This is a genomic window from Ekhidna sp., assembly GCF_964218185.1.
GTDB lineage: Bacteria > Bacteroidota > Bacteroidia > Cytophagales > Cyclobacteriaceae > Ekhidna.
On the sequence record NZ_CAXPLV010000005.1, the window covers coordinates 412,576 to 431,785 of the forward strand.

Sequence of the window (19,210 nt, forward strand, 5' to 3'; positions counted from 1 at the left end):
TGCTTTTTAATCTTTTGAGATGGAATTGACTTCAGACAACAAGCTGAAAAATATAATCGTAGTAGGTGATCGCGTGTTGATCAAACCTGTAAAGGAACCTCAAAAAACTGCCAGCGGAATTTACCTGCCACCTGGTGTTCAGGAAAAAGAAAAAGTGCAAAGTGGCTACATAGTAAAGGCAGGTCCTGGTTACCCGATTCCTCATTCTGTGGAGGAAGAGGACTGGAAACCGGAAGATGAAAAAATAAAATATATTCCGTTGCAGGCCAAGGAAGGCGACTTGGCTATCTTTTTACAAAAAGGAGCATTTGAGGTTCAATACAATAAAGAAAAGTACTTTATTGTCCCTCAGTCATCGATTTTGATGCTGGAGCGAGAGGAAGACTTGTTTGGATAAAGTGTAATTTTTCATTCTTTCCTAAGAGATTATTCTGTTAATTCTTACTTTTATAAAAGATTAACTGAATAAGAATGCGTTTTCTCACTTGCCTTCTAATTCTTTCGACCTATCTATATGTACCAGCTCAGAATACCAGCGATCTGCCTTTTCAGGTTTTAGTCGCCAAAAATGCTAGTATTTATGGAAAGCCTGTTGAGCCTTTGCAGATGGTTGATGATGTGACCTCCATTGAGGTGCAGGAGGGAGGATTTCTGAGTCTTGTTCATAAGGGGGGAACCACCTTCGAGCACACCGAAAAGATTTTCACTTTTTATTTAAAACCGGAGGAGTTGAAGACTCGTCAGGATCGACCCATGCTTGAGTTGCTTTATATGGATTCTACAGTTTTGGATCCAACCAAGATAATTACGGTATTACATCCACCATTTGATAGGTCTGGTTATTTGGAGTGGAATGAAAATGAGCCATTTGAATTGTACTGGCATCTTCATGACGAACCAGTACTAAATTATGTACTTTCTGTAAATGATAATGCGGGACCTAAAATTCAAGATTTTCGAACCAGACTTCACAATTATGAGCTAAAGCCTACCACTTATGGCCTCAAGAAAGGCGCTTTTACCTTTAAGATTTCGAGCACTTTTGCAGGAGAGACGGTGGAATCTAAAACCTATACAGTGCAGTTGAAGTCAGCTCCTGTTTATGAAAAGAAAGCTACCGATTTGATATTGAAGGCACTGGATTTGGAACTGAGCCCTGATCTGGCTCTTACAGTCTGGATCGAGGCATTATCCAAGCCCAATGGAAAACATTATTTTGCTTTGTTTGAGAAGTTTTTAGTAAGAAACAAAGACCTGCTTACTGCCGCTGGCCAAGATGTTGAGCAGCTTCTTTCGCAAAATAAGTAAGGATCATATCCGCGCCAGCTCGCTTAATAGAGAGAAGTGATTCCATCATTGCTTTATCTGCATCCAACCAGCCTTTTTGTCCAGCTGCTTTGATCATGGCATATTCACCTGAGACATTATATGCGGCAATGGGTATATTGAAGTTGGCTTTAAGTCTTTGGATAATATCGAGGTATGCAAGTGCAGGTTTTACCATAAGCACATCTGCGCCTTCATTAAAATCAAGTTCCGCTTCCATTATTGCTTCATCGCTATTCGCTGGGTTCATCTGGTAGGTTTTTTTATCACCAAACTTGGGTGCTGAATCCAGTGCATCTCTGAACGGACCATAAAATGAAGAGGCATACTTAGCAGTGTAACTCATAATCCCGGTATTGGTATAGCCTTGTTCGTCCAGTACATTTCTGAGATAACCTACCCGAAAATCCATCATATCTGATGGTCCTATCATGTCTATTCCGGTCTCTGCCTGAGCGAGAGCCATTTGCCCAAGAATATCCAATGTTTCATCGTTGAGAATTTTTCCATCCTCCACGATTCCATCATGTCCATCACTACTGTATGGATCCATTGCTACATCTGTGATGATCAATGCTTCGGGAAATTCTTTCTTGATTTTGGTCAAAGATTTGAGGTAGAAGAAATCCGGATCATAACTATTTGTAGCCAGTTTGTCCTTGTGCTTTTCATCTACAACAGGAAATACATCGAACCCTTTGATCCCGAGTTTCAGACAGGCTTCAATTTCTTTTAACATCAAATCCTCCGACAGTCGAAAAATACCCGGCATACTTTCCACTTCTGATTTCTTATTTTTTCCTTCCAAAAGGAAAAGCGGAAAAATAAAATCATTGGTTGTCAGGGTAGTTTCCTGAGCTAAATCTCGGATTGCTGCAGATACTCTGTTTCTTCTAGGTCGCCTCATGGCTGCAAAGATATCTTCAAAATTTTGCCATCGGTACCCGAAGCATAGCCTGAATTTCCTCTGATACTAACAGCCCAATAATTGAGCGAGTCCAGGTTTGTCCAGGTCTGACCCATGTCAAATGTGTAGTCCAGCCCTTTTGGTCCGCAGGCGAATGCGAATGTTTGCTCCCCAATTTGGGTAATAGCACTTCCATAGAAAGCTCCCACTGTTTGAGGTCGATTAGACAGCTGCCACGTCAATCCACCGTCGGTCGAAAAGGCACAGTTGTCAGTGTAATCATCAGTGATTAAAAGATCACCACCCGTAACAACCCCTGTATTTCCAATGAATGAAATAGAGGTATTTCCTGCTGCATCACCTTTTGCTAGGGGTGAGTCAACCTCATTCCAGGTTTGCCCATAATCTTCGGTGATGAGGAATCGACAATTCCCTCCGGCTCCTGTTGCGATCCAGGCCTTACCATTTTCTCCTGTGGTCACACACGTACCACTTGCAGCAAAACCACCTTCACCTTTCCCGGCTTTTGGCATGTTGGTAGAGTCAGCTCGATTCCATGTTTTGCCACCATCGGCTGTCAATAGAATATATGGGTAATCATCTATTGCATCACCGTAGGCAATGCCTCGTTGGCCGTCCCAAAAGTCGATACAATCAAGAAAGCCCAAAGAGTCTTGCATGACAAAGTTTTCTTCCCACTGATCCGGCTCTGTGAAGGTGAAAATTCTGGAAAGCGGACCTGAACCGGCTGTCATTAAAATGGCCTTTTCACTGTTGAACCCATGAACATCCCGAAATTGTAAAGAATCACCTGTAGGATGTGAAAATGTTTGCCAACTAGCTCCAGCATCTGTCGTCAAAACAAATGTGGCATTATGACCGCTGATCCAGGCGGTATTATCATCCACGATGCTGATGGCCTGAAGAAGTGAACTTGTTGGACTATCCAATTGCTCAATTTCAGGTTGGATTTGTTTCTGGGTACATCCAATCAGCGTCAGGGTTAAAAGAATAATAAAAAGATTTTTCATATCAATTCGGGTTGTGGCTTTACCATCTCTTCTACTTTTTCGATCCATTTTTCGAACAATTGATTTTCTAGTTTTTCAACAAACTCTGCGTGCTGTTTCCACTCTCCAAAAAATTCATCCATCTGCTGGATCATCTCTTCCAAATGTCCCTGCTCTTCCACCACAATCATGCGGACACTGATTTTACTGTCTTTTTCTCTAAGTACTTCTTCGTAAATCGGATAAAGCTCATCGGCGCGTACTTCTATGGCGTAGGTCACTAGCAGATAGGCAGCATATCGTAATTCATTGCCTGAAAACCCCAATTCATTTTTGAGATACCTGCTGATAGAAGTATCCAATGCCTGCAGATATTGAAAGCTCTGAACAGGAGCTAACAACTCATGAGGCAAGTAGGTTTTACACCCTTCAAACCCGGTTTTCTTGATCTGACTTTTGAGATAGTACGCATGTCGTGCTTCTTCTGCCGCATGCTTAAGCACGATTTCATCCACCAGTTGGTCATGCTCACAAGCGGATATTTTCCGTGCTCCGGTATTTTCCATCATGGAGAGGGAGTTGAGCCACTTGGCGTGGAGTTCTGGTGAAGAGACTATTTGGTTGATTAAGTTTTTGAGATTCATTGGCTGTTTTTGAATTCTGTTTCAAAGCTAATGTTGATGGATGGTTCTGATATAAGTACTTGAGGATTTAAATACCGAATCTGATTTCAAAGAATGCTATTCAGACTAAGATGAACTGGGTCAACTATTTATCTATCCCCTCCGTGATCAACCGGTCAATATTGATAATACGATCCCTGAGTGCCTGTGACTGGATGTTTCCAATTTGGCAAAATGTGATGGCCAGGGATGCTATCCCTTCCAGTTCGTCATGCTCAAGCATTTCTTTTGCTGTCAACCCGTTTTTGGATGGATTTACCCGGTGCTGGATGTTGATTGTTTGGTCCAGTGCTTCGACAGGAGTGTAACCGTCTTTCCATATCTGATCTGTAATGTCTCGAAGTATTCCCATTTTCAAATAGCTGGGGATCACAACGCCGGTCCGAACTTCCTGCCATTGCTTTTCTACTTCCTGCACCTGGAGGATGTCTGAGGTCCAGTTGGCGAGCATTTGTCTGAGTGTGTCATTTCTGATCAATCTAAGATTTCCTGAAGCGATAAGGTCGTTTTGAATAGGGTCAAAAGTAGGATCTCTCATCAGTGAACTCATACAGAGAAGCAAGCTGTCTTTTTTGGCAGAAGTTTCGTCTTTGAATCGAAGTAGTCTGGTGGCTGCCTCCAGCATTTCATTTCTCATTACCATTTTTTGCTCCAGTTGCTCCAGGTTTTTCTGATATTCCACTTTTAATTGACGAAGAATGATTTGCTCTCGAGCTCTTTCGTTTTTGCTCTCGTTCCAGTCGTCTATGCTGATGGCTATGAGGATACCTATCACCACAAGGATGATCTCTCCGATAGCATATAGGAAATAGGTAGTGAATTTATTGTCCATGAGTGTTTTTCTTCGAATTTGGCGGAGGAGGAAGAGCATTATTCTTTTATTTCATTATCAATGATATCAATCAGATTCAGGGTGGTTGCTTTCATTTCTTCCAGCTGGGCATTCATTTTGGAGAATTCCAAAATGGCCATAAGAAAGCCATTTTTGATTCGAGTGTCAGTGAAGAAAGTGCCGAAAAGCTCTCGTGAAAGTGGCTGGCTTTCATCCATGTAGTTTTTCAGCATGGGATTGAGGTCCATAATTTCGTAAATGGGCTTATAAATGATTTCTTCTGAGTCAAAACGAAAGTGATCTTCTTCTGCTTTGGTCTGCTTATAGAGCGACTCAAGGTTTAGCAGAAGGGACTTGATGCTGTCATTTGAGATGATGGCGAGGTTGCCAGAATACGTGAGCTCTTCGAAGGTGTAATTGACCTGGTAGAACCTGCGCCAGTCATAAATCCGAATGCAATCTTCGTTGAAGGCATGCCAGTCGGTGATGGGCTTTCCTTCAAGGTGGGCAACCACATTTTGCGCTGAGACAATGCAGGCAGCTCGTTGTGTCAGAAAATTATCCATGTTGACAAGATTGTTTTCCAGATCCCTTTTGATATTGACCAGATAGTGTATCTCTTTCTTTCTCTCTTTGCTGTCTTCGTTGAGGTTGTCAATCTGAATAGCCACCAATATTCCAACGATGACCAAAACGATCTCTCCAATAGCGTAAAGGAGATAGCTGGTTACTTTGTTTTCTTTCATAAGCTTTCGGCGGATTTTTCGGAGTAGAAAGAGCATTATTTTTGTGGTTAGGATGCGTTTTATTGTGATGTCTTCCGGTTTTCAAAGTGTAAGAATGCCGGAATTTAAGTCAGGCTAGTGTTCTAAGTTAATGAGATTCACGAATTCTATGACACTACATCTGAATGAACGATCTTGATTGCCACTCATGTAATCTAGTCTGCCACTTTCTCAAGTTTTCTCTACCTTTCTTATCCAATTTAATCTGAACGAACGATCATGCTACGTAAATCAATCCTTTACCCTGTACTATTGGCTTTTATCTGCTCATCTGCCTTTGTAAAAGCTCAAAAAAAGGAAGAAAAAAAAGAGGAGAAAAAGCCCCCGCTCTACGAAGTGGCCTGGAACAGTTTGTCCTTTCGTTCTATAGGTCCTGCTTTTACATCTGGGCGGATAGCAGATTTTGCGGTCAATCCGGATAATCCCAGTGAGTTTTATGTGGGGACAGCTGCAGGGGGTGTATGGAAAACCACGAACAGGGGAATCAGTTTTGAACCGGTCTTCGATGATCAGGGATCTTATTCCATTGGTGTTGTTGAGATGGATCCCAATAACCACAATGTGGTCTGGGTAGGTACCGGAGAAAACAACAACCAGCGAAGTGTCTCTTATGGTGACGGTATTTACAAAAGTGTGGATGGTGGAAAAAGCTGGGAACACAAGGGCCTAAAAAATTCAGAGCACATTGGCATGATAGCCATTGACCCGACCAATTCAGATGTGGTCTATGTGGCTGCAACCGGCCCGGTTTGGAGCGCAGGTGGTGATCGCGGGCTATACAAAACCACAGATGGTGGAGATAGCTGGAACAAAATCCTTGACATCAGTGAGCACACGGGAATTCATGAAGTACATCTTGATCCAAGAAATTCAGATGTGATCTATGCGGTGGCACATCAACGAAGGCGACACGTGTTTACTTATATCAGCGGTGGACCTGAATCTGCGGTCTATAAATCGACAGATGGTGGAAAGAATTTCAGAAAGATCAACAAAGGCCTGCCAGGGGGTGATTTGGGTAGAATTGGACTTGATATCTCACCAGCTAATCCGGATGTGATTTATGCAGTGGTCGAAGCTCAGGAAGACAAAGGTGGATTTTACCGCTCCACTGATCTTGGTGAATCATGGGAGAAAAGAAGTGACTATTCTTCCAGCGGAAATTACTATCAGGAAGTCATTGCCGATCCGGTGGATGTAGATCTGGTCTATGTGATGAACACATTTGCCGGAGTATCAGAAGATGGAGGGAAGACCTTCGAGAATGTTGGTGAGAAAAATAAGCATATTGACAACCATGCTTTGTGGATTGACCCTAAAAACCCTAGCTACTTACTCAACGGAAATGACGGAGGTGTCTATGAATCCTGGGACAGAGGAAAAACCTGGCGTTTCTTCCCGAACTTGCCGGTGACACAGTTTTATAAGTTGGGAGTAAGCAACGATTACCCTTTCTACTATGTGTATGGTGGAACACAGGACAACTTCACACTTGGTGGCCCCTCTCAAACGACTGAAACAACAGGTATTACCAATCGAAACTGGTTTGTGACAACTCTCGGTGATGGGTTTGAGCCGCATGTAGATCCTGAGAATCCTGATATCATTTACAGCCAGTCGCAGTATGGAAACCTGTCACGCTTCGACCGCAAGACCGGACAAACACAAAACATTGTACCTCAGCCACCGGATGGAGACTACTCTTACAACTGGAACTGGGATGCGCCATTGCTGATCAGTAATCACGATAATAAGCGTCTGTATTACGCTTCAGATAGATTGCACAGAAGCGATGACCGGGGACAAACCTGGAGAGAGGTGAGTGGTGATCTGACGCGACAAATTGATCGCAATAGACTGGAAGTGATGGGCAAAGTCTGGCCGATGGATGCGGTAGCGAAGAATCAGTCTACAACTCCATACGGAAATATTGTAGCAATTGCAGAGTCTCCATTGGACGAAAACCTACTCTATGCGGGTACAGATGATGGACTGATTCATGTGTCACAAGATGGTGGTGAGAACTGGACAAAATACAGTTCATTCCCGGGTGTACCTGATATGACATACGTGAACGAGATTATTGCATCGGCACATGACCGAAATACTGTTTATGTGGCTTTTAATAATCACAAAAGAGGTGACTTCAAGCCATATCTCTTGAAAAGTACAAATCTGGGTAAAAGCTGGATATCCATCAATGCTAATTTACCGGAGCGAGGGTCAGTTTATGCGATCGAGGAGGATCCGGAAGCAAGAAACCTGCTATTCGTCGGAACAGAGTTTGGCTGTTTTGCAACTCTTGATGGCGGAGCATACTGGCAAAAACTATCTAAAGGATTGCCAACTATTGCTGTACGCGACATCAACATTCAGGAAAGAGAAAAAGATTTAGTGCTTGGCACGTTTGGTCGTGGCTTCTACATCATGGATGACTATTCAGCACTTCGCGAGCTATCCAATGAACTTCTTCAAAAAGAAGCACACATATTTCCTGTTTCTGAAGCTCTTCAATACGAACCATACAGTCCGATTGCAGCGAGCAAGACGATCTCATGGCTGGGGCCAAAAGGATTTCAGGGAGAGACCTATTACCTTGGAGAAAATCCACCTTTCGGAGCTGCATTCACCTATTATCTGAAAGAAAAATATGAGACGCTGGAAAGCAAGCGTGAAAAGGCGGAAGGCGAAAAAAGAAAGGATGGACAGACCATTTACTACCCAAGCTATGAAACTTTGAAAGCAGAGAAAGACGAGGAAAAGCCATTTTTGATCTTTACAATCAAAGATGCAAATGGAGAAGTAGTAAATGAAATTCGTACGGGAGCTTCGGAAGGTATTAATCGGGTACATTGGGATTTGAAATACCCAATGATAGACGAGGTAAAGACAAGTCTCGCAGATCCAGTGAAAAACTTAGAATCTGGTATTATGGTGCTGCCTGGAACTTATACTGTCGAGCTGGCAAAGAGCATTGATGGGGTAGTGACCAAGCTGGTTGATCCGGTTTCATTCGAGGTAAAAACACTGGATAATCAAACGCTTCCTCCTGCTGATCCTGCAGCAATGCTTGCTTTTCATCAGCAGTTGATGCAGCTTTCTAAATCAGCGAATAGCGCGAGGAGAAATTATGATCAGCTGCAGGAAGCACTGAAATATTATCAAGCTGCTGCCAGAATTGTAAGAAGCACCTCTCTGAATAAAAAGATTGATGATATGGAGGCTAAGCTTGAAGAAATTCAAATGATCATGTTTGGAGATCCAATCAAGAATCAGTTGGAAATTGACCAGGCACCTTCTTTGGCGAGCAGAGTAAATACGGCCATTTGGACAGGGACATCAAGCCTGGCTGATCCAACGGAAACCTCAAAGCAGGTGAAAACGATAGCTGAAAAATATCTCAACCCGGTAATTGAAAGTTTGAAAGCAATCATGAGTGAGGATGTACCGGCCATCAATGCAGAATTGGATGCTAATCAGGCGCCTTGGACGCCAGGGAGGATAGTTGAGATAAAAGATTAAAGCCAGTCAAGAGGTAGACATATTAATGGAGCAATCCGGCCATTTTTGAGCGAGGGTGGTTAGGATTCGTTTCATTGTTTTAATTGGAGTTCAATTTTAGATTGCAAATCCTGATTGTTACTGATGAATCTCCTTAATGCTGCGAGGGTTTGTGTGTTATTATCTTTTGCGCCAATAAGTTCTGTCTTTAATGCTTCATAGAACGCATCGTTTCGTTGCTTAGGCAGTGCTTCAGTTAACCACTCAAACTCCTTAACATAGGTTCTTGCAAACGGAATTAAATGACCATGAAACTGATTTTCTACATCCATTAGCCCAGATTGGGTGCGATTTTGCGCGTATTCATAATATTTGGAAATGCTGTTTCTTAAATCATTATTTGAGATGATAATGTCTGAAGTTTTCAGGGTTTCATAAGCATTATCGATTGGGTAATATTTGTAAAAGCTGATAAAGAGTGCAAGGTGTTTAGATATCGTCACATCATCCAATTGAGAGAGGTCCGCCTCCATCATAAATTGGATGCTTTGTACCGAGTTGTCTAAAAGTTCTTCGGCACTTAAAAGCTGTAATCTATCCTCTCTTAAATTTTCCAATATTTCATTTAAAACTCTGATTTCGCCATCTTTCTCTTTTCTACTTTCATTCCAATTATTTAAGGCAAAAGCGCCCAAAATGCCAATGGTGATAACCAGAATTTCGAGGAGGTACTCTGGCCATTTTTGCTTGAGGGTGGTGAATATGCGTTTCATGTTGGCGGGTTAGATTGACTAACTAATATAGTCAACCATCGCTGAAGTAAGAACTTTAAGATCTTGCTCATCAATCACATATGGAGGCATGATGTAGATCAGGTTTCGAAACGGACGAATCCATACTCCTTTCGATACGAAGAATTTTTGAGCATTAGGAACATCCACCGCATCATTCATTTCTACAACCCCGATGGCTCCAATCACCCGCACATCTTTCACAGAAAGTGCATTGGCCAGTGGGATCAATTCCCTTTTTAGTTGTTTTTCAATAGCAAGGACTTTCACCTGCCAGTTTGAGTTCAGGAGTAGTTCCAGACTTTTGTTGGCAATGGCACAGGCAAGAGGATTGCCCATAAACGTAGGGCCATGCATGAATACTCCAGCTTCACCATTGCATATGGTTTCAGCTGCATGTTGAGTAGTGAGTGTAGCAGCCAGTGTCATGTATCCTCCTGTCAATGCTTTTCCTACGCACATGATATCAGGTGAAATGTCTGCATGCTCACAGGCGAAAATTTTTCCAGTGCGTCCAAATCCTGTTGCAATTTCGTCAGCGATCAAAAGCATGTTATGCTCATCACATAGCTGACGGATTTTCTTCAAATAGTCCGGTGAATAAAACCACATCCCCCCGGCTCCCTGCACAATCGGTTCGAGAATAAATGCAGCGCACTTGTCCGCATTGAGTCTGAAAAATTGCTCGAGTTGTGCGAATTCTTCCTGCGCATAGGTTTCTTCAAATCGCTTGTGTGGCTGATCTACAAAGAAATGTTTGGGCAAAAACTCCGCAAACAAATGATGCATACCTCCTTCAGGATCGCAGACTGACATGGCACCTGTGGTGTCTCCGTGATAGCCGTTTCGGATGGTCATGAATTTATTTTTCTGTGGCTGACCCTTAGCATGTTGATACTGAATAGCCATCTTCATTGCTACCTCTACAGAAACAGAACCTGAATCCGCCAGAAAGACTTTTTTCAATCCTTTCGGAGCGATCTCTACCAGCTTTTGACACAGCTTGATTGCTGGTTCATGTGTGATACCACCAAACATCACATGAGACATTTTACTCAATTGCTCGTTGGCCGCTTCATTTAGCTCAGGGACATTGTATCCATGAATGGCTGTCCACCAGCTGGACATCCCGTCGATGAGTTCCCGTCCATCTTCTAATTTCAATCTTACACCTTCAGCTGAAACTATCGGATAGGTAGGCAGAGGGTTGGTCAGTGAGGTATACGGATGCCAGATATGGTCCCTATCGAAATCAAGAAGAGTTGGATCAAAGGTCGACTTGTTCGGCATAGCTTGTGATGATTTCAGGTGTGATTTCTGTTTCTCTATTTATCTCTAACAGGCATTTTGCATTGGAGCGATTCATGATCACATCAAAAGTAGATGGATTCTTTTCACCATTGAAGATGATACCCAGAAGCGGAATGTTTCTACTCTTTAAAGCAGAGAGGGAAAGGAGTGTATGGTTGATGCTACCCAGATAATAGTTGGATACAAGGATCACTGGAAGTTTGACCTGCGCTACCCAGTCGATGTTGAGAAAGTCTGTGCGCAAAGGAACCATCAGTCCACCAGCCAGCTCGATGATAAGAGGCTTGTCGGTTGGTATTTGGAGGTTGGATGCTTCAATTTGAACACTGTCAATATCTGAAGCAGCATGAGGCGACATGGGTTGTGTCAGGCGGTAGGCTTCCGGATGAATGATGGTCTCCGGTGACCACCGTTTTACTTTGTGTGAGTCGGTGTTTTCCAGGTCTCCTGCCTGCACAGGTTTCCAGTAGTCTGCCTCAAGTGCTTTGCATAGGATCGCAGAGGCCACCGTTTTGCCAGTATCAGTGCTGATGCCTGCTATGATGATTTTTTGTTTCATAGAAATGTGTCATGCTGAGCTTGTCGAAGTACACATTTCGATTGGCTCAATGTGACAGGTCATTTTAATGTTTCAAACAGCAAATCTATCTCCTCTTTGGTATTGTAGGCGTGAAGACAGAATCGAATTCGCTCGGCACCTTCCGGTACACTTGGCTTTCGAATAGGCAATGCGTTGATACCCGCGTCTTTGAGCTTGTTTGCCAATGCTACCACCTGCTCGTTTCCAGGTACGATGAGTGACTGGATGTGAGTCATTGAATCAAGCCAGTTTCGGTCAGACTTTTTCCTTCTACTGGTGAAATACGATACTATTTCTTTCAGTTGATTACGATCTGCGCTGCATTTTGGAAGATGCTGAAACATGGCAGAAATACTTGCGAAGTGGTGATTTGATGGAGCAGTTGAAAAAATGAGAGACCTGGAAAAATTGACCTGATATTCTTTTAGCCATGCCGGGCCGACCACCGCCGCTCCATGAATTCCGGGTGCCTTCCCAAAGGTCATAATACGAGCAAAAACCTGATCTTCCAATCCTTCCTGTTGAACCAGCCCTTCTCCATTTTCTCCATAAATCCCAATAGCGTGAGCTTCATCCACAATTAGCAATGCATTTTTTTCCTGGCACATTGTACTAATTTCTTTCAGCGGACAGATGTCTCCATCCATGCTGTAAACTGACTCAACAAGGACAATTTTCTGGCCGCTATTTTTATTCAGTTTGCCTGACAAGTCATCAAGATCGTTGTGCTTGAAGCGAACTTTTTTGGCAAGTCCTAACCGCGCCCCGTCAATGAGGCTGGCATGAATCAATTCATCGCAGATTATGGTTGTGTCTTTTGTGGCAAGGCTGGAGATCAGTCCAATATTGGCGGTGTATCCAGAAGCGTAGACCAGTGCGCTTTCAGCGTTGTGAAAAGCTGCAATTTCCTGCTCGACTTGTTCAGCATACGTACTGTTGCCGCTGAGTAGTCGGGAGCCGGTTGCACCATTAAGTTGTGGAGCCTGTCTACATTCTTCTTGAATAGCCAAGCTCAAACTCTGTGATTGAGCGAGCCCTAGATAATCATTGGAATAAAAGTCAATCCCTTCTGGAGGGAGGGGAAGCGTACGCAACAGGTGTTGGTTTTTACGTTCTTGAAGTGCTTTTTGATAGCTGTTCAAAATTTAACCCTCCTTATTTACGCCCCTGTTGTCCCTCAAGGGAACATTCACATCTTAATTAAAAAGGGAACCCCCCTTCGAAGGGGGTTAGGGGGATGTTATTATACAAGTTCTTCTTTCTTCACACCCTTAAATGCCTCTCTTGGTACCAGACCCAACAGATCGAACATTTCTTTATCGTCGTTGAAGTCCGGGTTTGGAGTGGTAAGTAATTTATCACCAGCGAAAATGGAATTGGCTCCAGCCATGAAGCAAAGTGCCTGTTCGGTCAGGCTCATGCCCTCACGTCCGGCAGACAATCTTACCACAGATTCCGGCATTACCAAGCGTGCTGTTGCAATCATCCGAATCAGCTCATGAGCTGCTACCCTTGGCTGTTCAGCAAGTGGAGTTCCTTCTACGGGTACCAATGCATTTACCGGAACAGATTCAGGGTGCTGATCCATATTGGCGAGTGTTAGGAGCATACCCATTCGGTCTTCTGCAGATTCTCCCATGCCAATGATACCACCAGAGCAAACAGAAATTTTCGCTTTACGCACATTATCAATGGTTTTCAATCGATCATCATATTCTCTGGTGGAGATGATATCGTCATAGTATGCTTCGGACGTGTCGATGTTGTGGTTGTAGGCATACAGACCTGCATCAGCCAGCTTTTTCGCCTGCTCTTCCGACACCATACCCAGGGTACAGCACACTTCCATGTCCAAGCTGTTCACCGTTTTCACCATGTCCAGCACTTTATCAAAATCACGGTTGTCTCGCACTTCTCTCCATGCAGCACCCAGGCACATTCTGGAAGCTCCGTTTGCTTTGGCAGACTCTGCTTGTGCGCGCACCTCATCCACTTCCATAAGTTTATGCACTTTGATGTCCGTATGGTAGCGAGCTGCCTGAGGACAGTAGGCACAATCTTCCGGACAGCCTCCGGTTTTAATGGATATAAGACTGCTGACCTGCACCTCCTTTGGATCATGATATTTTCGATGCATCGTAGCTGCTTCGAATACCAGCTCCATGAGAGGCTTGTGGTAAATTTCTGAGATTTCCTCCAGAGTCCAGTTGTGTCTTACGTCTGCCATAAAATCCTTCGATTGTGATTCAATTGCAATAATACTTCAAAATCGATGGAGGCAATAAAAAACCCCAACGAAAGATCGCCGGGGCTCCAGTCATGAATTAGTCTCACCAAAATTCATGATTTTTTACTCAAGAGGATTTATAAAAAATCAGATCCGCAAAACGATCCATTAAGTAAAATGCAACAGCCATGAAAAAGACATTGATGTGAATATTGAAAAGCCAGTAAGTGACTAATGAAAGTAAAGTCAGCAGTATAAGATAGCTCGCAAATCCAGCAAGGTATCTGGCCAATTTCTTTCCTGATATCCGGTTGATATAATTTTCAATGATATCTCCTTCCACAAAAACCAGGTAGCTAAGTAGTGCATAAGCTGCCGTCATGAGGAGTAGAAACGAGAAATTAACAATTGTATCTCCGTGGTGCAATGTGAGGTAGGCGTTGAGTAAAATCAACGGGCCGGCAGTGATCTCCAATACAGTTTCATGCATGTCATTTTCAAAGAAATCTCCAATGACCACAATCTTATCTGATGTGAAATTTTGAACGTCTTCATCCGACAAATAAAGCAGTTCGCCCATGCTCACAGGATTAAATCCAGCATCCAGATCATAGATATCTTTTTGAAGTATGCGGTAGTTCATAATGAAGTTATTCAATGTCCATGCAGACCCTAGCTTTACAAAAGGACCCTGTTTCTCACTTTCATTTCCATCAAGTGCTTCGTGTACTTTTAGTGGCAAGAGCTTAAGGGAGTCTTCATAAATCAACTGGTATTTGTACACGCCATCGAAGGCACTTCCAATGAGGTAATCTGAAATACCATAGTTTATTTCCTCAAACAATGGTTTTTCCAAAACACCCTCATCATTGATGTGGGCTGAGAGGATGACATTATCTAGTTGCCCCAGCTGAGTAGCCAAGCCCTCATCATAAGCTGTTGAATCCACAAAATGGATGTCTATGATAACGTACTTTGGCTTTTTCTCTCCATTGTTTATGACCTCCAGAAGCCGGGTAAGTTTTTGCCTGTCGGTAATGGCCTGATTTCCGATAGGAAAGCCAAACTCATCATATCGATCGATCAGCTGGAGATCGTAGGAAGTGTTGATCAAGGCAAAGTCCTCTGATTCCGGACGATCCCGATTGGAAAAATCCATGACGGTGGTAGCCCAAATAAGAAACTTTTCGTCTCCAGCAAGCCATGGAAGCTTCATTAAATAGAAAGTCAGCACCATCATGGCGAGGGTATTGATGCCAATGAGCGCTATGACAATTCCTTTTTTCATTTTATTTCTTACAGATCTTCAAGGGCTTTATCAACTTGTTCAGAAGTACACTTTCCATACATGGAGTTGATCAGCTCGTAAACATATTCAGTATTATCAGGAAATTGCTCTGCTATTGATTTCAACGTTTCATCATCCACATAATTGATATTCATGTCTGTGATGAATGTGGAAGATCCCTTGCTTGCATCGTGGTAGTATAGCTTGGCATCACTTACCTGAGAAGGATCAATTGGATTTCCATCTACACTGAAAAAAGTACTAAGGTCGATGATAAGGTTGTTCTCTTCGCTCCCCAGCTTTTTATTGATCGTCTCCCCATTGAACTGGTATTGAGCGTAGAAAAATGTTGATTCAGCCATAGGAAAGGCTGAGGGAGAAACCTCTATTTCATATTGCTTGCCAAGCAAAGCCACAGCGCCATCGTTGAAATGCTTTTGAAAATCCAGTGCGTTATTGATGCCTCCTGCACGTGTACTCAGCCTGCCTCGGACCGGTGAGATTACTGAGGAGAGGGCGTAAAGTGCATCACTTTGTGAATTTGAAGTTGCATCGTGCTGTACGATAAACCTACCCCGACTGGAACTTAGAACTGCTGCACGGGCATCTTCTGTCTCAAATTTCAGATTAGCGTCTGATGCCAACTTGCTTCCCTTAGTCAGATACTGCCCGGACTGAGCATCATAGATTTTCCCAATAACGTGGATGACCGTATACGATTGACCAGATGCCTCAAAAGCAATCAGTGCAACCCAAAAAATTATGTATCTCATATTAGTAGATTCTAAAATCGTTTTTAATGTTTTCTTCTCTGGAGGTTGGAACTTGTTTGCCATTGCTTAGCAGGATCACCTGCTCTCCGATGTATTGCCTGATTTCAGAGACAGTGTAGTCTCTATTTCTGTTCAGGTCGGCGCGTCGGGTTCTCAATCCCTGGATTAGGCAGCTAGTAAACAGTCCATTGTCTGAGTTTAAGCCCTCTGCGGCAAACTCTGTCCCGCCTGCTGCTGACACCACTGTCGCGCCCGTTCCTTTTCGCATATCCCCAAAAAGTGACTTGGATAGCTCAAGTGTATTGTCCAAACCAAAACTGTTTTCTTTTAACTTGATTAATGATCCGGTGGAGCGAAATGCTACTGAGCCTACCGAAGTAATGGACTGCTCAGCATCTTCGATATCGTCCTCATCCAACTCCCCGGAATGGCACGTATCCATCATCAAAAGCTTATTTCTGCATTTGATCCCATCAATTAGTGCTTGCAACTGCTCATAGGATAAACCACCACTCGATGGGTTGTTGAAGTCCATGTTGTGGGTGGCGAAGTAGTACGTGTAACTATCATCCAGCACGCCATGGCCTGCAATGAAGATCATGACTACATCATCAACTCCAGCTTTTTCAATGAAAGCCCGTACAGCTTGAATGTTTGCATCAGTTGCCTGCTCATTAATGATCAATTTCTCAAAGACATTTTCATAGGCTGCAGAGCCATTCATAGCAGCTATTACATCAGCAGCATCCTTGGCTGCAAAGGCGAGATTGTGCTGGCTTTGCTGATACTTGGACACACCGATAGATACCAGATACAAATCCGGTTTGTCAAAATCTGTAGTGAGCTGTACCTCAAAAGTTTGAGGAAGGGATTCTAATCCTTTGCTGTTAATAGCGGTGACTTTTATTTCGTTCAATCCCTTGCCGAGCTCCAAGGTAATGTCCTTGGTTAGCTTGTTGGATGGGCTCACGGAAATCCCTTTGGATCCAAACGCAGGCACATCGTTTACATAAATCTGCAGTCTGTTGATGTTTTGATTTTTGTCACTCGCCTTGGCTTGGAAAGTAAGCATCCTCTGATCTGTTTCCAGTGGTATTGAGAGGATATCGACATGGACTTTTGGAAGCTCATTGGAGCTGGATAAATCATCTTCACTGAAGCCAAGCCTTTTCAGACGTTTCTGATAAGCTGCAGCATAAGAGTCTATGAGCTTTTGAGGTGCGTATCCAAGCGTTTTGGCTACTATATCAGGGCGATTGTATTTGATTTCCAACTGCTCAAAAGGGAGCACATCGTTACCATCTTTAAATGCGATCGCCTTAGCTGCATTTTTGGAGGAGGTATAATAGAAATCTGGGGTGTAGGCGATGAATCCACTCTCTTCAATGAGTGCCATACTCAACGTTTTCTTGCCTTGCTGAAGATCATAGAGTGCTATTTCTCCTGATTCATTTGTAGTAATGGCAAACCTTGCATCTATGCTGAACACTGCGTCAGTTACAACACCTTGCTGTGTATCGGAGATAATTTCAGTGTTTCCCTTTTTTACGGAAACTTCATAGCCATCAAAGGTGATAGAGTAATCTCCTCGTTCAAACTTGTCTTCAAGGGTTCGATAATCTGCCTTGTATCGTTTGCTTTTAAAGTCTGAAATGGACCATTCGTTCAGGTCATCGGCATCAGTCAGTGCCCACACTTTGTCTTCATCATTTGGATTAAATTTTACCCAAACCATGTTGTCCTTTTTCTCTTTCAGTGTTTTGTAAAGCCGACCTGTGCTGAAATTCCATATTTTCATGAAGGACGTATTTACAGCGGTGGTAGCCATGTATTTACCATCCTTTGAAACATCAATGTGGTTGATATCCGAGGATCGATCGAAAGTTCTGACCAGCGTTCCGGTGGTAATGTCCCACATGGTCATGTCCCGATCCAGCGAGCCAACCAAGATGTGTTTTCCATCGGGCATTACATCTGCTGCAAGAGCGGGCTGTACGTATCCTTCCATGTCGCGGATTTTTCTTCCGGTTTCATAATCGTAGAGCTTCAGTTGTCTTTTCTGATCGGAAGTGACAATAGTTCGATAGTCCGGAGACAGAGCCAGCCAATTGGTGTTTCTCGTAACATTCTTAATTTCTTTTGCTACCGGCGGCACATAGTTGATGGCTTCTTTATTGCCCGGCTCGGGGAAGTCTGCGTTTTCAATATCATAGACTTTGATCGATCGTTCTTCGTTGACAATTACCTTGGTTTCATCCTGGCTTAAAATGGCCACCCCTCGAGGGTTGTTCAGCTGCCATCTGATCGGCTTGGACACCTCACCAAATGATTGCCGATCGTCACTCAACTCAATGAGTGAAACGCTGGCGTTTCCAGTCTCCTCTTCTTCACCTTTTTCGGCGATAAATGGGGTGAAAATATTTTGAGAGAAAAGGATTCTTTTTCCGTCATTGGTGAATTGGATATTTGAGTAAGTCATCACGAAGATGGTGGTCATATCTTTTCCTACCCTGCCATTTGCTACGTTTCCGATGACAGCAAATCCAGTCATGATTGCTTTGGTGTAGGCAAGCGCGGCACCTGAACCCTTGACATTGTCCAGTGCGTCCGCCAGAATTTTCCCCTTCTCTGGATCTATGAGCTTTACTTCAACACCATTGTTTTTACCTCCTCCCGTCACTACGCGATCTCCATTTGGAGAAACCGCCAGGTTCATAATGGGGGCGGAAAATCCTGAAATGGTTTTGATGGAGTCTCCGCTGATGTTCCACATTTTGAGTTTTTCGTCATCACCTCCGGTAAAAATGGAGGAACCATCATGAGAAAGCTTGGCCGTGTTGGCAGAACCTGTGTGGGCGTTGATTTTTGTTTTGACCTCTCCGGTTAATGCGTCCCAAAGAATGACAGTGCCATTCATGTCGGCACTCACCAGCAGACTTCCGTCTTTGGAAAGATGTATGGAGTTGACAGGAGCTTCATGTGCGTTGAATGTATTTACATCTATGCCGGTTTGAACGTCCCACATCTTGATGGATTTATCATCACTGGCAGAGTAGATGTATTTTCCGGTAGGAGAATACTGAACCATATTGATACCAGCTGTGTGTCCTTGTCGGATGATTAACTCACTTTGCTGAGCGAAGATCAAACTACCGACCAATAATGAGATCAGAGGCAGTATTTTTTTCATGATGGT

16 protein-coding genes are annotated in these 19,210 nt (G+C 43.4%); 3 read left to right on the plus strand and 13 right to left on the minus strand.

Translation table 11 applies throughout. The annotated features are described in order from the left end of the window. Window positions 1-19: 19 nt before the first annotated feature. Entirely contained in the window at window positions 20-397 is a 378-nt protein-coding gene (locus ACEQZT_RS07320) for a co-chaperone GroES (protein WP_370088727.1), read from the plus strand. A gap of 74 nt (window positions 398-471) precedes the next feature. Continuing rightward, the gene (locus ACEQZT_RS07325; protein WP_370088729.1) at window positions 472-1,308 is read left to right on the plus strand and encodes a hypothetical protein; all 837 of its coding nucleotides are present in this window, start codon (window positions 472-474) and stop codon (window positions 1,306-1,308) included. Here the strand turns inward: ACEQZT_RS07325 and hemB are convergent. The 5 genes from hemB to ACEQZT_RS07350 all read right to left on the minus strand — a co-directional run bounded on the left by hemB (window position 1,259) and on the right by ACEQZT_RS07350 (window position 5,540). Further along, on the minus strand, window positions 1,259-2,233 hold the full coding sequence (hemB, locus tag ACEQZT_RS07330; protein ID WP_370088731.1) for a porphobilinogen synthase: 975 nt from the start codon (window positions 2,231-2,233) through the stop codon (window positions 1,259-1,261). The two genes, ACEQZT_RS07325 and hemB, sit on opposite strands and share 50 nt — an antisense overlap. Beyond that, entirely contained in the window at window positions 2,230-3,312 is a 1,083-nt protein-coding gene (locus ACEQZT_RS07335) for a WD40/YVTN/BNR-like repeat-containing protein (RefSeq protein ID WP_370088733.1), read from the minus strand. The genes hemB and ACEQZT_RS07335 overlap by 4 nt, the downstream gene beginning before the upstream one ends. Further along, window positions 3,261-3,887 (minus strand): hypothetical protein, encoded by a 627-nt coding sequence (locus ACEQZT_RS07340; protein ID WP_370088735.1) that lies wholly within the window; start codon window positions 3,885-3,887, stop codon window positions 3,261-3,263. The genes ACEQZT_RS07335 and ACEQZT_RS07340 overlap by 52 nt, the downstream gene beginning before the upstream one ends. Window positions 3,888-4,011: 124 nt before the next feature. After that, a complete protein-coding gene (locus ACEQZT_RS07345) occupies window positions 4,012-4,797 on the minus strand; it encodes a DUF6090 family protein (protein ID WP_370088737.1) in 786 nt (261 codons plus the stop codon). Then, window positions 4,797-5,540, minus strand: coding sequence for a DUF6090 family protein (locus ACEQZT_RS07350; RefSeq protein WP_370088739.1), 744 nt, complete (start codon window positions 5,538-5,540; stop codon window positions 4,797-4,799). The genes ACEQZT_RS07345 and ACEQZT_RS07350 overlap by 1 nt, the downstream gene beginning before the upstream one ends. A 222-nt stretch (window positions 5,541-5,762) precedes the next feature. Between ACEQZT_RS07350 and ACEQZT_RS07355 the strand changes: the two genes are divergently transcribed. Then, a complete protein-coding gene (locus ACEQZT_RS07355) occupies window positions 5,763-9,065 on the plus strand; it encodes a WD40/YVTN/BNR-like repeat-containing protein (protein ID WP_370088741.1) in 3,303 nt (1,100 codons plus the stop codon). Window positions 9,066-9,136: 71 nt separating this feature from the next. Here the strand turns inward: ACEQZT_RS07355 and ACEQZT_RS07360 are convergent, their stop codons facing one another. The 8 genes from ACEQZT_RS07360 to ACEQZT_RS07395 all read right to left on the minus strand — a co-directional run bounded on the left by ACEQZT_RS07360 (window position 9,137) and on the right by ACEQZT_RS07395 (window position 19,204). Next, on the minus strand, window positions 9,137-9,817 hold the full coding sequence (locus ACEQZT_RS07360; protein WP_370088743.1) for a DUF6090 family protein: 681 nt from the start codon (window positions 9,815-9,817) through the stop codon (window positions 9,137-9,139). 18 nt (window positions 9,818-9,835) lie between these two features. After that, entirely contained in the window at window positions 9,836-11,125 is a 1,290-nt protein-coding gene (gene bioA / locus ACEQZT_RS07365) for an adenosylmethionine--8-amino-7-oxononanoate transaminase (RefSeq protein WP_370088744.1), read from the minus strand. Then, on the minus strand, window positions 11,103-11,705 hold the full coding sequence (gene bioD, locus ACEQZT_RS07370) for a dethiobiotin synthase (RefSeq protein ID WP_370088746.1): 603 nt from the start codon (window positions 11,703-11,705) through the stop codon (window positions 11,103-11,105). Before bioD ends, bioA begins: the two co-directional genes overlap by 23 nt. Window positions 11,706-11,764: 59 nt before the next feature. Beyond that, window positions 11,765-12,868, minus strand: coding sequence for an aminotransferase class I/II-fold pyridoxal phosphate-dependent enzyme (locus tag ACEQZT_RS07375; RefSeq protein WP_370088748.1), 1,104 nt, complete (start codon window positions 12,866-12,868; stop codon window positions 11,765-11,767). A 101-nt stretch (window positions 12,869-12,969) separates the two neighbouring features. Continuing rightward, entirely contained in the window at window positions 12,970-13,953 is a 984-nt protein-coding gene (bioB, locus tag ACEQZT_RS07380; protein WP_370088749.1) for a biotin synthase BioB, read from the minus strand. Between the two features lie 127 nt (window positions 13,954-14,080). Then, window positions 14,081-15,241: a hypothetical protein gene (locus tag ACEQZT_RS07385; protein ID WP_370088751.1), complete on the minus strand. Its 1,161-nt coding sequence runs from the start codon at window positions 15,239-15,241 to the stop codon at window positions 14,081-14,083. Between the two features lie 8 nt (window positions 15,242-15,249). After that, window positions 15,250-16,014 (minus strand): hypothetical protein, encoded by a 765-nt coding sequence (locus ACEQZT_RS07390; RefSeq protein WP_370088753.1) that lies wholly within the window; start codon window positions 16,012-16,014, stop codon window positions 15,250-15,252. Window position 16,015: 1 nt separating this feature from the next. Then, entirely contained in the window at window positions 16,016-19,204 is a 3,189-nt protein-coding gene (locus ACEQZT_RS07395; RefSeq protein ID WP_370088755.1) for a caspase family protein, read from the minus strand. Window positions 19,205-19,210: the final 6 nt, after the last annotated feature.